16 protein-coding genes and 1 riboswitch are annotated in these 13969 nt (G+C 72.3%); of the genes, 10 read left to right on the top strand and 6 right to left on the bottom strand.

Going from position 1 to position 13969, the window contains the following annotated elements; translation table 11 throughout:
• Together ACFWPQ_RS26145 and ACFWPQ_RS26140 are read left to right on the top strand one after the other, a co-directional pair.
• On the top strand, positions 1-341 hold a 341-nt coding region (locus tag ACFWPQ_RS26145), incomplete at its 5' end, for a rhodanese-like domain-containing protein (protein ID WP_384039356.1).
• Entirely contained in the window at positions 338-1090 is a 753-nt protein-coding gene (locus tag ACFWPQ_RS26140) for a sulfite exporter TauE/SafE family protein (protein ID WP_384039353.1), read from the top strand. The genes ACFWPQ_RS26145 and ACFWPQ_RS26140, both read left to right, overlap by 4 nt.
• 129 nt (positions 1091-1219) lie before the next feature.
• Here the strand turns inward: ACFWPQ_RS26140 and ACFWPQ_RS26135 are convergent, their stop codons facing one another.
• Positions 1220-1507, bottom strand: coding sequence for a metal-sensitive transcriptional regulator (locus tag ACFWPQ_RS26135; RefSeq protein ID WP_361291823.1), 288 nt, complete (start codon positions 1505-1507; stop codon positions 1220-1222).
• 71 nt (positions 1508-1578) lie between these two features.
• Here ACFWPQ_RS26135 and ACFWPQ_RS26130 point away from each other — a divergent pair, with 71 nt between their 5' ends.
• Entirely contained in the window at positions 1579-2169 is a 591-nt protein-coding gene (locus ACFWPQ_RS26130; RefSeq protein WP_384039350.1) for a rhodanese-like domain-containing protein, read from the top strand.
• A gap of 79 nt (positions 2170-2248) precedes the next feature.
• Positions 2249-4018, top strand: coding sequence for an ABC transporter ATP-binding protein (locus ACFWPQ_RS26125; RefSeq protein ID WP_384039348.1), 1770 nt, complete (start codon positions 2249-2251; stop codon positions 4016-4018).
• A gap of 96 nt (positions 4019-4114) precedes the next feature.
• On the opposite strand, the gene ACFWPQ_RS26120 is transcribed toward ACFWPQ_RS26125, so the two are convergent.
• Entirely contained in the window at positions 4115-4411 is a 297-nt protein-coding gene (locus ACFWPQ_RS26120) for a hypothetical protein (RefSeq protein WP_384039345.1), read from the bottom strand.
• A gap of 173 nt (positions 4412-4584) precedes the next feature.
• Between ACFWPQ_RS26120 and ACFWPQ_RS26115 the strand changes: the two genes are divergently transcribed.
• The 3 genes from ACFWPQ_RS26115 to ACFWPQ_RS26105 all read left to right on the top strand — a co-directional run bounded on the left by ACFWPQ_RS26115 (position 4585) and on the right by ACFWPQ_RS26105 (position 6078).
• The gene (locus ACFWPQ_RS26115; protein WP_361291815.1) at positions 4585-4950 is read left to right on the top strand and encodes a nuclear transport factor 2 family protein; all 366 of its coding nucleotides are present in this window, start codon (positions 4585-4587) and stop codon (positions 4948-4950) included.
• Complete coding sequence (locus ACFWPQ_RS26110; protein ID WP_361291813.1) at positions 4938-5105, top strand: hypothetical protein; 168 nt, start codon at positions 4938-4940, stop codon at positions 5103-5105. The genes ACFWPQ_RS26115 and ACFWPQ_RS26110 overlap by 13 nt, the downstream gene beginning before the upstream one ends.
• Before the next feature lie 16 nt (positions 5106-5121).
• Positions 5122-5204, top strand: a riboswitch (ZMP/ZTP riboswitch).
• A 25-nt stretch (positions 5205-5229) separates the two neighbouring features.
• Positions 5230-6078 (top strand): bifunctional 5,10-methylenetetrahydrofolate dehydrogenase/5,10-methenyltetrahydrofolate cyclohydrolase, encoded by an 849-nt coding sequence (locus ACFWPQ_RS26105; protein ID WP_384039341.1) that lies wholly within the window; start codon positions 5230-5232, stop codon positions 6076-6078.
• A 12-nt stretch (positions 6079-6090) separates the two neighbouring features.
• Here the strand turns inward: ACFWPQ_RS26105 and ACFWPQ_RS26100 are convergent, their stop codons facing one another.
• Both ACFWPQ_RS26100 and ACFWPQ_RS26095 read right to left on the bottom strand, forming a co-directional pair.
• Positions 6091-7065 carry a CU044_5270 family protein gene (locus ACFWPQ_RS26100; RefSeq protein ID WP_384039338.1) on the bottom strand — a complete coding sequence of 325 codons (975 nt, stop codon included), beginning with the start codon at positions 7063-7065 and terminating at the stop codon, positions 6091-6093.
• The gene (locus tag ACFWPQ_RS26095; RefSeq protein WP_361291809.1) at positions 7058-7600 is read right to left on the bottom strand and encodes a sigma-70 family RNA polymerase sigma factor; all 543 of its coding nucleotides are present in this window, start codon (positions 7598-7600) and stop codon (positions 7058-7060) included. Before ACFWPQ_RS26095 ends, ACFWPQ_RS26100 begins: the two co-directional genes overlap by 8 nt.
• A 105-nt stretch (positions 7601-7705) precedes the next feature.
• On the opposite strand from ACFWPQ_RS26095, the gene ctaD reads away from it, so the two are divergent.
• Positions 7706-9304: a cytochrome c oxidase subunit I gene (gene ctaD, locus ACFWPQ_RS26090; RefSeq protein WP_384039335.1), complete on the top strand. Its 1599-nt coding sequence runs from the start codon at positions 7706-7708 to the stop codon at positions 9302-9304.
• Positions 9301-9636 (top strand): hypothetical protein, encoded by a 336-nt coding sequence (locus ACFWPQ_RS26085; protein WP_384039332.1) that lies wholly within the window; start codon positions 9301-9303, stop codon positions 9634-9636. The genes ctaD and ACFWPQ_RS26085 overlap by 4 nt, the downstream gene beginning before the upstream one ends.
• 77 nt (positions 9637-9713) lie before the next feature.
• On the opposite strand, the gene ACFWPQ_RS26080 is transcribed toward ACFWPQ_RS26085, so the two are convergent.
• Complete coding sequence (locus tag ACFWPQ_RS26080; protein WP_384039329.1) at positions 9714-11693, bottom strand: ricin-type beta-trefoil lectin domain protein; 1980 nt, start codon at positions 11691-11693, stop codon at positions 9714-9716.
• A 238-nt stretch (positions 11694-11931) separates the two neighbouring features.
• On the opposite strand from ACFWPQ_RS26080, the gene ACFWPQ_RS26075 reads away from it, so the two are divergent.
• Positions 11932-13161, top strand: coding sequence for a glycosyltransferase (locus tag ACFWPQ_RS26075; protein ID WP_384039383.1), 1230 nt, complete (start codon positions 11932-11934; stop codon positions 13159-13161).
• Between the two features lie 102 nt (positions 13162-13263).
• Here ACFWPQ_RS26075 and ACFWPQ_RS26070 read toward each other — a convergent pair whose 3' ends face one another.
• The gene (locus ACFWPQ_RS26070) at positions 13264-13929 is read right to left on the bottom strand and encodes a TetR/AcrR family transcriptional regulator (RefSeq protein WP_384039326.1); all 666 of its coding nucleotides are present in this window, start codon (positions 13927-13929) and stop codon (positions 13264-13266) included.
• Positions 13930-13969 lie beyond the last annotated feature (40 nt).

Here is a 13969-nt window from a genome sequence, read left to right as displayed (position 1 = left end):
GGCTCACGCCGGCCGAGGCGCGGGAGCGCACGGACGCGGACGCAGTGGTGCGCACCGACGCGCGCGCCGTGCTGCTGGACGTCCGCGAGGCCGGCGAATGGGTGGCCGGACACGCGCCGGGGGCCGTGCACGCCCCGCTGTCCGGGCTGGCGGCCGGGGCTCCGCTGCCACCGGCCGCCGCGGACCGCCCGCTCGTCGTGATCTGCCGCTCGGGGCGGCGGTCGCGGGAGGCAGTGGCACTGCTGACGGCCCGCGGACTGGACGCCGTGGACGTCGAGGGCGGGATGACCGCCTGGCGCGCGGCGGGCCTCGCGGTCGGCGCCGAGGGCACCCCCGAATGAGCGCGCTCCTGCTCGCCCTCGGCGCCGGGGCGGTCACCGGGCTGGCGCTCGGGGCCCTGGGCGGTGGCGGCAGCGTGCTGGCCGTACCGGCGCTGATCTATCTGCTCGGCTTCACCCCGGCCGCGGCCACCACCGCCAGCCTGGTCGTCGTCACGGTCACCTCGGCCACGGCGCTCGTCGCGCACGCCCGCGAGGGCGCGGTGCGGTGGCGGGCCGGGGCCGTCTTCGCGGCGGCCGGGATCGTACCGGCGGCAGTGGGCGGCGCGATCTCCCGGCAGCTGCCGGCGGCGCTGCTGACCGGGGCGTTCGCGGTGCTCGCCGCCGTGGCGGCACTGCGCATGCTGCGGCCGTCCACCCCCGGGTCCACCGCGGTACCGGTAGCGGCCAGGGCGTCCCGGGTGGCCGGGGCGGGCGCCGGTCTCGGCGCGGTGACCGGGGTGCTCGGCGTGGGCGGCGGGTTTCTCGCCGTACCGTCCCTGGTGAACGTCGTGGGGCTGCGGATGCGCGCGGCGATCGGGACCAGCCTGCTGGTCATCACGATCAACTCGCTCACCGCGCTGGCGGCACGCACCGGTTCGGCGGCGGACGTCGACTGGTCGGCCGTGGGCCCGTTCGCCGGGGCCGCGATCCTGGGCGCCTGGGACGGCAGACGACTCGCGGCCCGGCTGTCCGCGGGCACCCTCCAGCGGATCTTCGCCTACGCGCTGCTCGCGGTGGCCGCGTTCATGCTGGTCGACGCGGTCGGTTGACGCGCTCAGCGGCAGCGCCCTGAAGGGGCGCGGGGCTGTATCAATATGCGGCTCCGCCGCGTGGGCGCGACCAGCCACGACGGCGCCGCACCCGACAGACGGCACACCGCGGCGCTTCCGACGGCCCGCTCAGGCCAGTGACAGGAACAGCTTCTCCAGCCGCGCCTTCATCTGCTCGGTGGTCTCGCCGTCCGCGCCGCCCCGCCCGGGGTCGGCAATGCACTGCTGGAGCCCGGTCGCGATGATCGCGAAGCCCGCCCGGTCCAGGGCGCGCGAGGCGGCGGCGAGCTGGGTGACCACGTCCTCGCAGTCACGGCCCTCCTCGATCATCTTGATCACGCCGGAGATCTGCCCCTGCGCCCGGCGCAGCCGGTTCAGCACCGACTTGAGCTCATCACCTTCGAACTGAAGCTCCACGACCACTCCTCACATACCCGTAGGGGTATGGTACCGCGCCGCTCACCACCTCCCGAAAGGATCGCATCCTCATGCCCACCACACCGTCGCACCCGGCACTCGACCCCGACCACGCCCTCACCCGTCTCCCCGAACTCACCGTCGTCGACGTCCGCACCCCGGGCGAGTACGCGTCCGGCCATCTCCCCGGCGCCCACAACATCCCGCTGGACAGCCTGGAGCGGGCCCTGCCCGCGCTCCGGGCGGCGCACGGCGAGCTCCTCCTCGTCTGCGCCTCCGGCGCCCGCGCGGAGAACGCCCGGGCGGTCCTGGCCGGGCACGGCATCCCGGCGGCCACCCTCACCGGCGGCACCCGCGGCTGGGCCGCGCGCGGTCACGAAGTGCACCGGCCGCGGGGCGGGTCCCGTACGGCATGGGCCATGGAGCGACAGGTGCGGTTCACCGCCGGGACGGTCGTCCTCGCCGGGCTGGCCCTCGGGCAACTGCACCCGGTCTGGCTGCTGCTGTCGGCGGGGGTCGCGGGCGGCCTGGTGTACTCCGCGCTCACCGACACGTGCGGAATGGCCGCGCTGCTGGCGAAGCTGCCGCACAACCGGCCGCGCGCGACGGACCTCGACGCGACCCTCGCGGCCCTCGCCGCCCCCGGTTCCGCCCGCGGCTGACCGCACGCCGGTACCGGGAGCGGCCGACGTAGCCTGGGGAGCGTCGGAGGGCGCCGCCCACCGCCGGACGAGGAGCACCGTGACCGCCGCCGCAGACGCAGTTCCGACGAGTCAGCCGAAGGAGCCCGTGTTCCGGCTGCTCCTCTCCTATGTACGGCCGCACCGCTGGGCCCTGCTGGCCGGCGCGGTGCTCTCGCTGGTGACGGGCGCGACCGGGCTGCTGCTGCCGCTGGTGGCCCGGGGGTTGATCGACGACCTGTCCCACGACCGTTCCATCACCGCCAAGTTGCTCGCGATGGCCGCTCTGGTGGTCGGCAACGCAGCGGTGGGCGCGCTGGGTTCGTACGTGCTCAGGCGCACCGCCGAGTCGGTGGTGCTCGGGGCGCGGCGCACCCTGTCGTCGTATCTGCTCAGGCTGCGGATCACCGCCGTGGACCGCACCGAACCCGGCGACCTGATGGCACGGATCACCTCGGACACCACCCTGCTGCGCGAGGTCACCACGGACTCGCTGGTCGCGCTCGGCACCGGCGGACTCACCCTGGTCGCCACCGTGGTGATGATGGGGGTGGTCGATCCCGTGCTCCTTGGCGTCACCCTCGTCGTGATCGCCCTGGCGGGCACGGTGCTGGGCACGATCGTGCCGCGCATCAACCGGGCGAGCCGCCGGGCGCAGGACGCGGTCGGGGTGATGGGGGCCTCGCTGGAGCGGGTGCTGGGCGCGCTGCGCACGGTGAAGGCGTCGGGTGCCGAGCACCGCGAGGAGCTGGCCCTGCACGAGGCGGCCGAGGAGTCCTGGCGGCAGAGCGTGCGGGCCGCCAAGTGGTCGGCGGCCGCCGGGAACACGGCGGGGCTCGCGATGCAGCTGGCGTTCATCACGGTGCTCGCGGTGGGCGGGGCCCGGGTGGCGACCGGTGCGATCGGCGTGGGCACGCTGGTGGCGTTCCTGCTCTACGTCTTCTACCTGATGCAGCCGATCCAGCAGGTGGTCGGGGCGATCACCCAGTACCAGACCGGCGCCGGCGCGCTCGCCCGGATCCAGGAGGCGCTGCGGCTGCCCGCCGAACCCGCGTCCCTGCCCGCCGAGTTGCCGACCGGCGGCGCCGAACCGGCCTCGGTCGCCTTCACCGACGTGCGCTTCCGCTACGCCGACGACCTGCCGTACGTCCACCACGGTGTCAGCTTCGACGTCCCCGCGCGGGGCATGACGGCGTTCGTCGGGCCGTCCGGCGCCGGCAAGACCACCGTGTTCTCGCTGATCGAGCGGTTCTACGACCCCGAGTCCGGCACCATCGCCGTGGACGGCCGCCCGGTGGCCGACTGGGAACTGCCGCTGCTGCGTTCGGCCATCGGGTACGTCGAGCAGGACGCGCCGGTGCTGTCGGGCACGCTCAGGGACAACCTGCTGCTCGGCAACCCGGCGGCGGACGAGGACGCGGTCGCGCGGGTGGTGAAGACGACCCGGCTCGACGGCCTGGTCGCCCGGCTGCCGCAGGGGCTGGAGACGCTGGTCGGGCATCGCGGGACCAAGCTGTCCGGCGGGGAGCGGCAACGGGTCGCGATCGCCCGGGCGTTGCTGCGCCGGCCCCGGCTGCTGCTCCTGGACGAGGCCACCTCGCAGCTGGACGCGGTGAACGAGGCGGCGCTCCGGGACACGGTCGCCGACGTGGCGCGGTCGACCACGGTGCTGGTGGTTGCGCACCGGCTGTCGACGGTGACCATGGCGGACCGGATCGTCGTCATGGACGCGGGCCTGGTCCGCGCGGTGGGCACGCACCGCGAGCTGGTGGCGGCGGACCCGCTGTACGCGGAGCTGGCGGCGACACAGTTCCTCGCCTCCGAGCACTGACCACGGCATCCGGCCGTAGGTCACGGCGTCCGGGGGCCGGGTACGGCGGAGGGCCGCCCCGGTTCCGGGACGGCCCTCGCGATGCGGTCAGGGGGGTCAGGACTCGACGGCCGGCACCAGTCCCATGACGGGCGCGGCCAGGTCGGTGACCTGGTGCAGTTCGCCCAGCCTCTGGACTCCGTTCAGGCCCTGCAGCTGGTCCGAGACCTTCGGGATCTCGTCCTTGTACGGCGCCGGGATGTCACTGCGGGCGAGCGAGTCGAGCACGCCGAGCGCGGTGAGCTTCCCGGGGTGCTGCGCGCTCGCGTCGGCCGCGTTCGCCAGCGGCGCGGCGAGGCCGGTGACCCCGACGGCAAGGCCGACGGCGGCGACGATACGTCGTGTTGAGATCATGTCCTCAGCAACGGCCCCGGCACCGGGCCGGACACGGGCAGCCGCTCCCCCTCACCCGTCAGGCGGAGTGCGCGGCCTGCGCTTGCCGACCCCGGCGGGGCGGAGGACGCTCGATGTGAGGGGCTCGCGCGGCCTGCTCCGCATCGGGTCGCGGGCTCCCGCAGGAGGTCACCATGGGCACCGCGACCGGTTCCACGTTCGACACCGCCACGTTGCGCCGGGCCATAGAGGGGAACACCGGGAACAGCCTGCTGGCGCTCTACGCGGACGACGCGGAGATCCGCATCATCGACCGCAACACCCAGCCCAGCCACCCCAAGGTCCTGCACGGCCGCAGGGACATCGCCGCGCTGCTGGACGACGTCTACAGCCGCGACATGACACACACGCTGGACCAGTGCATCGTCCAGGGCGACAAGGCCGCGTTCAGCGAGTCCTGCGAGTACGGGGACGGGGTCCGGGTGCTCGCCGAGTCGATGATCACGCTGCGGGACGGCAAGATCGCCGAGCAGATCATGATCCAGGCATGGGACGAGTAGTCGGGAGGACCGCGAGGGTCCAGGTCAGCTCCCGGTTGACCTGGACCTTCTCGGCGCGGGCGGCGCTGGGACACGCCCGCCGCCGGCGTCGCGGTGCGCCCGCCCTGCTGCTGTGGACGGTCCTGCGGGCGCCGCACCGCCGCGGGAAGCGCTGACGGCTCGGTTACCCTGTGGGCGGGCCGTGACTGGCGCTGAGGTGGATCACCACCGTGGAGCGGTCCGCACCGTCGATGCCGTGCGCCTGGGCGATCAAGGTCGAACAGCTCAGGAGTGTGCCGCATGTCCCAGGCCCGCCTCATCGACGGAACCGCCGTCGCCCGCCGGATCGTCGAGGAGACCGCGAAGCGGGCCGCCGACCTCACGGCGCGGACCGGTGTCACACCGTGTCTGGCGACCGTGCTCGTCGGCGAGGACCCCGCCTCCGTCACCTACGTCCGGATGAAGCAGAACCGCAGCCGCAAGGCGGGCATCGCCTCCCGGCACGTGGCCCTGCCCGCCGCCACGACCACCGAGGAACTCGTCGCCGTCCTGGGCGAGTTGTCGGCCGACCCGGCCGTGCACGGCATCCTGCTCCAGCACCCGGTCGGCGAACACATCGACGAGCGGGCCGCGTTCGAGGCGATCGCGCCGGAGAAGGACGTGGACGGCGTGACCTTCGCGTCGTTCGCGACAATGAGCTTCGGCCTGCCCGGCTTCGTCTCCTGCACGCCCGGCGGCATCCTGCGGCTCCTCGACGCCTACGACGTCGACCCGGCAGGGAAGCGAGCGGTGGTCGTCGGCCGCAGCGCGATCCTGGGCAAGCCGGCCGGCATGCTGCTGCTGGCCCGCGACGCCACCGTCACCTACTGCCACTCCCGTACCCGCGACCTGTCGGCGGTCGTCCGCGAGGCCGACATCGTGGTCGCCGCCGTGGGCCGGCCCCGGCTGATCCGGGGCCAGGACATCAAGCCGGGCGCGGTCGTGCTCGACGCCGGCTACAACGAGGGCAACGTCGGCGACGTCGACTTCGACACCGCCGTCGAGCGGGCCTCGCTGATCACGCCGGTGCCGGGCGGGGTCGGTCCGATGACCATCGCCGTACTGCTGGAGCAGACGGTGACGGCGGCCGCCCGGCAGCTCGGGGCGTGACGCGGGGCGTGCTCAGCGCATCCAGGCGCTGTACTGCATGACGGCCCCGGCCTTCACGCCGTACTCGGGGTCGTCCCGGGTGAGTGTGGACTCCATGCCGAGGACGGTCCCGGTGGCCGGGTCGAGGATCAGCATCCGGCGCAGCCCGGAGCCGCTGTCGTAGACGTACGCCTGCCCGGTGCGGCCCAGCCGGTCGGTGACCTCCCCCACCGGGCGCAGTCCGCCGGCCTTCGCGAGGAGTTCGGCCAGCGCCGCCGACTCACCGGCGCCGAGCGTCCAGTTGTCCAGCAACTCCGCGGCCGCGTCGAGGAGTTCGGGCGTGTCGAGGGTGTCGGTGTGGTTCAGCTCGGTCAGGTAGGCGCGCAGCTTCGCCGGGTCGTGCGGGGGTGTCGCCAGCGGTGGGGCGTCGCCCCACATCGGCGGATAGGTCCGCCGGCTGAGCACATGGCCGTCCTCGACGAGCCGCGGTGTGTCGCCTGCGTCGGTGAGGACCGGGCGGCCCGGACGACTCGGGTCGGTGGCCACGACCAGTTCGGTGTGGCTGCCGTCGGCCTGCCAGCGCACGACTCTCTCCTCGGGCAGGGTGACGGGCGGCTTGCCGTCGCTCATGCCCAGGCTCCAGGACTGCACATGGGTGCCCTGACGGAGGGCGGGCGACCCGTCGCGGGCCGCGACGGCGGCCAGTTCCGCCACGTCCGCGAGCGGTACGGGCACGGAGTGGGCACGGACGGTCAGCGGCCGGGGTGCGGCGAGAGCGGGCGTGCCCGACGAACCGCCCAGGAGCAGCGTCAGCGTGGTCGCGACCACGACGGCGGCCGCGACCAGCCCCCACGCCAGCCGCGGCCGGGTCCGGCGCACGGGGCGCGGCTCGTGCAGCAGCCGGGCGAGGTGCCGTTCGGCGGTGTGGTCGAGGGGGCCGTCGCCGAAGTAGGGGCCGTCGGCGGGGGCCGGGTCGGCGGCACGCAGCAGGTCGAGTTCGTCAGCCATGGCGGTGTCCCTCGGAGAGAGCCTCGGCGGCAGGGGGGCGCAGTCGGTCGATCTCGGCTCTGAGCCGGCGGCGGGCCCGGTGCAGCCGCATCGCCGCCGCCCGTTTCCCGCAGCCCAGGACGACGGCGACCTCGTCGACGCCGAGTTCCTCCCACGCCGTCAGCCGCAGCACCTCCTGGTCGGCCGGGGACAGCCGGGCGAGCGCCTCGTGCACCCAGGCGCCGGGCCGCTCGCTGCCGGGGCTGTCCACGACGTGCCGTCGGTGCGCGGTGTCGTCGTTGCCCACCCGGTCCAGGAGCCGGCGGCGGCGCCCGTACCCGCGCACCGCGTTGGCGAGGCAGTTGCGTGCCACGCCGTACAGCCAGGGCAGCGGGGCGGCCGGCAGGTCGGCGCGGCGCCGCCAGGCCACCGTGAACACCTCCGCCACCACTTCCTCCACCTCGCCGGTCCGCCCGTCCAGTCGCCGCGCGACATAGCGGCTGACCGCCCAGTAGTGCCGGCGATAGGCAGCGGCGAAGACCTCGTCGTTGCTCATGTCCCGTTCCTGTCCGGCACCTGCCCGATCGTCACACCCGTCTCCGTGACGCTCGTCGCATCCGTCGAGTGTGACCGGCGGGCACAGCCCGGACACAGGCGGGGCATGCGGAACCTCAAGTGGCTCACGACCACGGATCACAAGACGATCGGGACGCTGTACCTGGTCACAGCGTTCGCGTTCTTCCTTCTCGGCGGGGTGACGGCCCTGCTGATGCGCGCCGAGCTGGCCCGCCCGGGCCTCCAGATCATGTCGAACGAGCAGTTCAACCAGGCGTTCACGATGCACGGCACGATCATGCTGCTGATGTTCGCGACGCCGCTGTTCGCGGGCTTCGCGAACTGGATCATGCCGCTCCAGATCGGCGCCCCGGACGTGGCCTTCCCGCGCCTGAACATGCTGGCCTACTGGCTCTACCTGCTCGGCTCCACCATCGCGGTCGGCGGCTTCCTCACCCCGCAGGGCGCGGCCGACTTCGGCTGGTTCGCCTACGCACCGCTCTCGGACGCGGTCCGCTCGCCGGGCGCCGGCACCGACATGTGGATCATGGGTCTGGCCCTCTCCGGCTTCGGCACCATCCTCGGCGCGGTCAACTTCATCACCACGATCATCTGCATGCGCGCACCCGGCATGACCATGTTCCGGATGCCGGTCTTCGTCTGGAACGTCCTGCTGACGGCTCTGCTGGTCCTGCTCGCCTTCCCCGTCCTCGCCGCCGCCCTGTTCGCGCTTGAGGCGGACCGGAAGTTCGGCGCCCACGTCTTCGACGCGGCGAACGGCGGAGCACTGCTCTGGCAGCACCTCTTCTGGTTCTTCGGCCATCCGGAGGTCTACATCATCGCGCTGCCGTTCTTCGGCATCGTCTCGGAGGTCATCCCGGTCTTCTCCCGCAAGCCGATGTTCGGCTACCTCGGCCTGGTGGGGGCGACCATCGCCATCGCCGGCCTCTCGGTGACCGTATGGGCCCACCACATGTACGTCACGGGAGGCGTGCTCCTCCCCTTCTTCTCCTTCATGACCTTCCTGATCGCCGTCCCGACGGGGGTGAAGTTCTTCAACTGGATCGGCACCATGTGGCAGGGCTCCCTGTCCTTCGAGACGCCCATGCTCTGGACCACGGGCTTCCTGGTGACCTTCGTCTTCGGCGGTCTGACCGGCGTGATGCTCGCGTCCCCGCCGATCGACTTCCACGTCTCCGACTCGTACTTCGTCGTCGCCCACTTCCACTACGTGGTCTTCGGTACGGTCGTCTTCGCGATGTTCGCCGGATTCCACTTCTGGTGGCCCAAGTTCACGGGCAAGATGCTGGACGAGCGGCTCGGCAAGATCACCTTCTGGACCCTGTTCACCGGTTTCCACGGCACGTTCCTGGTCCAGCACTGGCTGGGCGCCGAGGGCATGCAACGCCGGATCCCCGACTACCTGGCGGCCGAGGGCCTCACCACGCTCAACACGGTCTCGACGACCTTCTCGTTCCTGCTGGGCGCGTCCCTGCTCCCGTTCTTCTACAACGTCTGGAAGACGGCCAGGTACGGGGAGAAGGTCGAATCGGACGACCCGTGGGGCTACGGCCGCTCCCTGGAGTGGGCGACGTCGTGCCCTCCCCCGCGCCACAACTTCCACGCCCTCCCCCGGATCCGCAGCGAGTCACCGGCGTTCGACCTGCACCATGCCCCCGTGGAGCGCGAGTTGAGCGCACGATGACGGCGAGGGAGGAGGAACGGGCACTGGTCAACCAGATCGAGGGGCATCTGCTGCTGTCCGCGACCAGGGAGGAGGGCCGGAGGGCGGCGGCTCGGCTCGCGGACCGCTTCGGCTGGCTCACGGACACTCAGCGAGTCGACCTTGAGCGGCATTTCGAGACCGAGTACGTGGCCCTGGCCCGCAGATCCTGGCAGCGCACGGCGCAACGCGCGGAGACACTGAGGCAGGAGTACGAGCAGAGATACCAGACGCTTCGCCTGCGACTCGTCGTCGGCTCCGTCCTCGCCTGCGCCCTCTTGGCGTCAACTGCCCTGATCTCACTGTCGGCCTGAGCGATGACGCGCCCCCGAAGGGGCGCGGGGAACTGCGCGACCAGCCACAGTCCACCCGCGCCCGACGAACTACCTACTCAGCTCTGACTCCACTGCTGGTTGGTCCCCCCGTTGCAGGCCCACAGCACCAGCGACGTCCCGTTGCTCGTGGCCGCCCCATAGGCATCCAGGCACAACCCGGCGTTGACGTTCGTGATCGTCCCGTCCGAGTTGACGTTCCACTTCTGGTTGTTCTGCCCGTTGCAGTCCCAGATGACGACCTTGGTGCCGTTGGTCGTGCCCTGGTTGTAGGCGTCCAGGCACTTGTTGCCGTACACCACGAACTCCTTGCGCGAGGTGTACGTCCACGCCTGGTTCTGACCGCCGTTGCAGTCCCAGATCTCGGCCTGGGTGCCGTTGGTGATGGTGTTGTTGTAGACGTCGGCACAGCGGCTGGAGGCCTTGCCCACGATGAGTGTGCCGTTGGTTCCGGGGATCGGGCTCACCGTGATCGAGCCGAGCGACGGCAGCGAACTCCCGGTGAACGTGAGCGAGTTGCCCGAACCCTTGCTCAGGTCGACCTGCACGGACACGGTGCCCTGCGCGGACCCCGTCGGCGGGAAGGAGACCGTGGTCGCGGTCTGGCTGTTGACCTGGAGGGTGCCGGTGACGGCGGTGGAGCCGGAGTTGGTGTAGGCGACGTCGACGACGTCCAGGCCGGTGCTCGCGGCGCTGACACCGGTGTACTTGCCGGTGGAGGACGCGCTGTAGCTGGTGCTCGCCGCCTCCGTACCGCCGCTGACCTTGAGCATCACCGAGCCGCCGGCCGGGACGCTGGTGGTGTAACTCGTGGCGTACGAGCCGAGGTTCGTCTGCGCCCACAGGTCGCGGACCGTCGCGGAGGCGCTGGTCAGGCCGAGGTCGGACCAGCGGGCGGTGATGTTCGCGGCGGCGGAGGTGCGGTTGAGCAGCACGACCGCGCGACTGCCGGTGCCGGCGAGGACCTTGCTGTAGACCTGCAGACCGGTGCTGTCCTCGGCGACCTTGACGCCCTGCAGCCCCCGCGCGTCCTGGTCGACGGCGACGACGTCGGAGTTCTTGAGGATGGCGGCCGTCTCACTGGTCATCGTGGTGAGGTCGTTGCCGGCGAGCAGCGGCGCTCCGGAGATCGCCCACAGGGCCATGTGGGTGCGGTTCTGGGCCGCCGTGAGGCCGGACATGCCGACGGTGAGCATGTCGGGGTCGTTGTAGTAGCCGGTGTGCTGGGCGGCCGGGTGCAGGGTCTGGTCGAAGTTGGACAGGACAGCCGACTGCGACGCCGTGCCGCCGTAGTAGTAGATGTCCGTGCTGGTCCGCCACATGGGGGCGAGGCCCGTCGCCCAGTTCCAGGTGTTCTGGTAGCCCCAGTTGCAGATGGACAGGGTCAGCGGGCGGCCGGTGGTGGCGGCGGCCGTGGCGACGGCCGAGCTGATCGACCTGTACGTGGTGGCCGCGTCCAGGCCCTCGGCGTCGCCGCCGCACCAGTCGACCTTCACGAAGTCGAAGCCCCACTCGGAGAACTGGAGCATGTCCTGGGCGTAGTGCCCCTCGCTGCCGGTGTCGGCGGCGGCCGGGCGGCCGGTCGGGTAGTAGTAGCCGCAGCCGTTCGCGCCCGCGTCGGTGTAGATGCCGGCCTTCAGGCCCTTGCTGTGGATGTAGTCGGCGATGGCGCTCATGCCACCGGGCCACTCACTGGTGTCGACGGTGATGTTGCCGGCACTGTCCCGGGTGCCCTGCCACCAGCCCTCGTCGATGTTGATGTACTTGTAGCCGGCGGCCGGGAGGCCGGCCGCGACGAACGCGTCGACCTGCGCCTTGATGACGTCGTAGTCGATCTTCGCCGCGAAGCTGTTCCAGGAGGCCCAGCCCATCGGGGCGGTGGGCACCGAGACCTGCGGAACCGTCGCCGCCTGGGCCGGGCCCGGGGCGGCGAAGAGCAGCGCGGCCGCGGCCGTCAGGGTCAGGGCGAGGGCGCGTACGGCGGCGGCCCACAGGTGTCGTACGAGACCGCTGCCGGTCGATCTGGGCGGGGGGTACATGCGGCTCCTCCACGGGGGTGCACGAGGGGGGTACGGCTCACTCACGTTCGGCACGCAGCTCATGTTGTTCGTGATTACGAACGTGGATCGATGTCCCGAACATGTCGCGCGCCGACCGTAGAGCCGCCGGAGGGTGAAGTCAACGGCTGTGACAGGTGTGAAGTCGCCGTTCCCTACGAGTCGTTCACCCCACCGGGACGCGCGCGCCGCCATACTGCTGGGCGTGCGCGTAGCGATCATGACGGCGGGCTCGCGGGGCGACGTCGCCCCCTACACCGGACTCGGGTACGGGCTGAGCCGTGCCGGACACGAGGTCACCCTGGTCACACACGGCCGCTTCGCGGGGCTGGTCGAAGGGTCCGGAGTCGGCTTCCACCCCCTGCCGGTCGATCCCCGGACCGAGCTGGAGTCCGCCCGGGGGCGCGGGCTGCACCGCAGCGCCAGCGGGGTCGGCAAACTGCTGCGGGTGGTGGAGCTGGCCCGCCGGCTGGTCGGACGGATGACGGACGACCTGCTCGCGGCCGCACAGGCCAGCGACGTCCTCCTGCTGTCGGCCTCCCTGGCCCCGATCGGCCACACCATCGCAGAGGGGCTCCGGCTGCCCAGTATGGGCGTCTACCTCCAACCACTCGCCGCCACCCGGGAGTTCGCGCCGCCCGTGCTCGGCGGCGGCACCTGGGGCGCCACCGGGAACCGGATCGCCGGACACGGCGTGACCCTGGCCGTGGAACAGGTCTTCGCATCCACCGTCCCCGCGCTGCGCACCCGCCTGGCCCTGCCCCCGCAGCGCTCCGGCACCGCCCGCCGGGCCAGGGAGCGCAGGCTGTGGCCCGTCCAGCACGGTTTCAGCCCCCAGGTGGTCCCCCGCCCCCGCGACTGGCGCCCGGGCCTCGGGGTGTGCGGCTACTGGTGGCCGTACGACGGCGAGGCACGGCTCCCCGAGGGGGTGGCGGCGTTCCTGGACGCCGGTCCGCCGCCGGTGTTCGTCGGCCTGGGCAGCGCCACGGTTCCCGACGCGAAGCTGCTGAGCGGGCAGGTCATGGCGGCGCTGCGGAGGGCCGGGCTGCGCGGGGTGATCCAGAGTGGCTGGGGCGGCCTGACCGCCGACGGCGACGACATGCCGACCATCGGCGAGCTGCCGCACTCGGTCCTGTTCCCCCGGATGGCGGCGGTGGTCCACCACGCGGGCGCGGGCACGACGGCGGCGGGCCTGCGGGCAGGGGTACCGGCGGTACCGCTCCCGATCCAGTTCGACGAGGCGTTCTGGGCGGCGCGGCTCGTGGGCCTCGGGGTGGCGCCGGCCGCCGTTCCGCTGCGGGGGTTGCGCGTGGAGACACTGGCGGATGCGCTCCATCAGGCGACCGAGCGACCCGAATTCGCGCAGCGGGCAGCCGAGTTGGGCCGCAGAATCCGAACGGAAGACGGCGTGGCCCCGGTGGTCGCAGCGCTGGACGAGCTGACCTGCTAGACGCCGGGGGCAAGAGCGCCCCTTTAGGGGCGCGGGGCTGTATCCGATATGCGGCTCCGCCGCGTGGGCGCGACCAGCGACCACGCACCCGCAGACACACCACTACCGCGAGCCCCCCGGACTCCACCCCTCCGGCCGCAAGATCCCCACCAGCAACCGCACCAACTCCTCCACGACGTCATCCAGACTCGCGTCCACCCACCCCGCACTCCAGTCGTGCAGCAACCCGTTCACGCTGCCGATGAACGCCGTCGCCGCCAGCCGGTAGTCCCGCGGCGCCGCGTCCCCCCGCGCCGCCGCCGCGTCCGCCTCGCTGCATATCAGCTCCACCCACCGCGCCCGCCGCGCCAGCCGCTGCTCCTCCAGCCGGGGACTGACCCCGATGATCTCCACGAAGGCGATGCGGATACGACGCGGGTCGGAAGTGACGTCCCGAGCGTAGGCCCGGAACAGCACCGTCACCCGCTCGACGAGCGGCAGCGGCTCCGCCTCCGCGAACGCCGCCGCCACCGCCGCCTCCGCCCACCCGTTGACCTCCAGGTGCAACGCGGCGAGCACGTCCTCCAACGTGCGGAACTCCTCGTAGAACTGACGGGTCGACAGACCCGCCGCCTGGCTCAGCGCGGCGACGGTGGTGGCGCGAAACCCCGGTGCGTCGCCGAAGAGCCGAAGCGCCGCGTCCAGGAAGCGCCGACGTCGCTCGGCCTTGCGTTCCTCGGCGGACCGGCCGCCGTAGCGACCCGTCGGTGCCTTGAGCCTGCCCGCCAAGATTGCCCCCTCCGTCGACCGCCCGATGGCCAATTTTCTC

The organism is Streptomyces sp. NPDC058464 (genome assembly GCF_042721035.1).
Classification (GTDB): domain Bacteria; phylum Actinomycetota; class Actinomycetes; order Streptomycetales; family Streptomycetaceae; genus Streptomyces.
This window is presented reverse-complemented; position numbering and strand designations above follow the sequence as displayed.

Bases quoted from the DNA above. Each gene is read 5' to 3' on its own strand.
- ctaD (WP_384039335.1), top strand. From the start codon at position 7,706: ATGCGGAACCTCAAGTGGCTCACGACCACGGATCACAAGACGATCGGG.
- ACFWPQ_RS26100 (WP_384039338.1), bottom strand. From the start codon at position 7,065: ATGGCTGACGAACTCGACCTGCTGCGTGCCGCCGACCCGGCCCCCGCC.
- ACFWPQ_RS26140 (WP_384039353.1), top strand. From the start codon at position 338: ATGAGCGCGCTCCTGCTCGCCCTCGGCGCCGGGGCGGTCACCGGGCTG.
- ACFWPQ_RS26085 (WP_384039332.1), top strand. From the start codon at position 9,301: ATGACGGCGAGGGAGGAGGAACGGGCACTGGTCAACCAGATCGAGGGG.
- ACFWPQ_RS26115 (WP_361291815.1), top strand. From the start codon at position 4,585: ATGGGCACCGCGACCGGTTCCACGTTCGACACCGCCACGTTGCGCCGG.
- ACFWPQ_RS26075 (WP_384039383.1), top strand. From the start codon at position 11,932: ATGACGGCGGGCTCGCGGGGCGACGTCGCCCCCTACACCGGACTCGGG.
- ACFWPQ_RS26120 (WP_384039345.1), bottom strand. From the start codon at position 4,411: ATGATCTCAACACGACGTATCGTCGCCGCCGTCGGCCTTGCCGTCGGG.
- ACFWPQ_RS26110 (WP_361291813.1), top strand. From the start codon at position 4,938: ATGGGACGAGTAGTCGGGAGGACCGCGAGGGTCCAGGTCAGCTCCCGG.
- ACFWPQ_RS26080 (WP_384039329.1), bottom strand. From the start codon at position 11,693: ATGTACCCCCCGCCCAGATCGACCGGCAGCGGTCTCGTACGACACCTG.
- ACFWPQ_RS26105 (WP_384039341.1), top strand. From the start codon at position 5,230: ATGTCCCAGGCCCGCCTCATCGACGGAACCGCCGTCGCCCGCCGGATC.
- ACFWPQ_RS26095 (WP_361291809.1), bottom strand. From the start codon at position 7,600: ATGAGCAACGACGAGGTCTTCGCCGCTGCCTATCGCCGGCACTACTGG.
- ACFWPQ_RS26130 (WP_384039350.1), top strand. From the start codon at position 1,579: ATGCCCACCACACCGTCGCACCCGGCACTCGACCCCGACCACGCCCTC.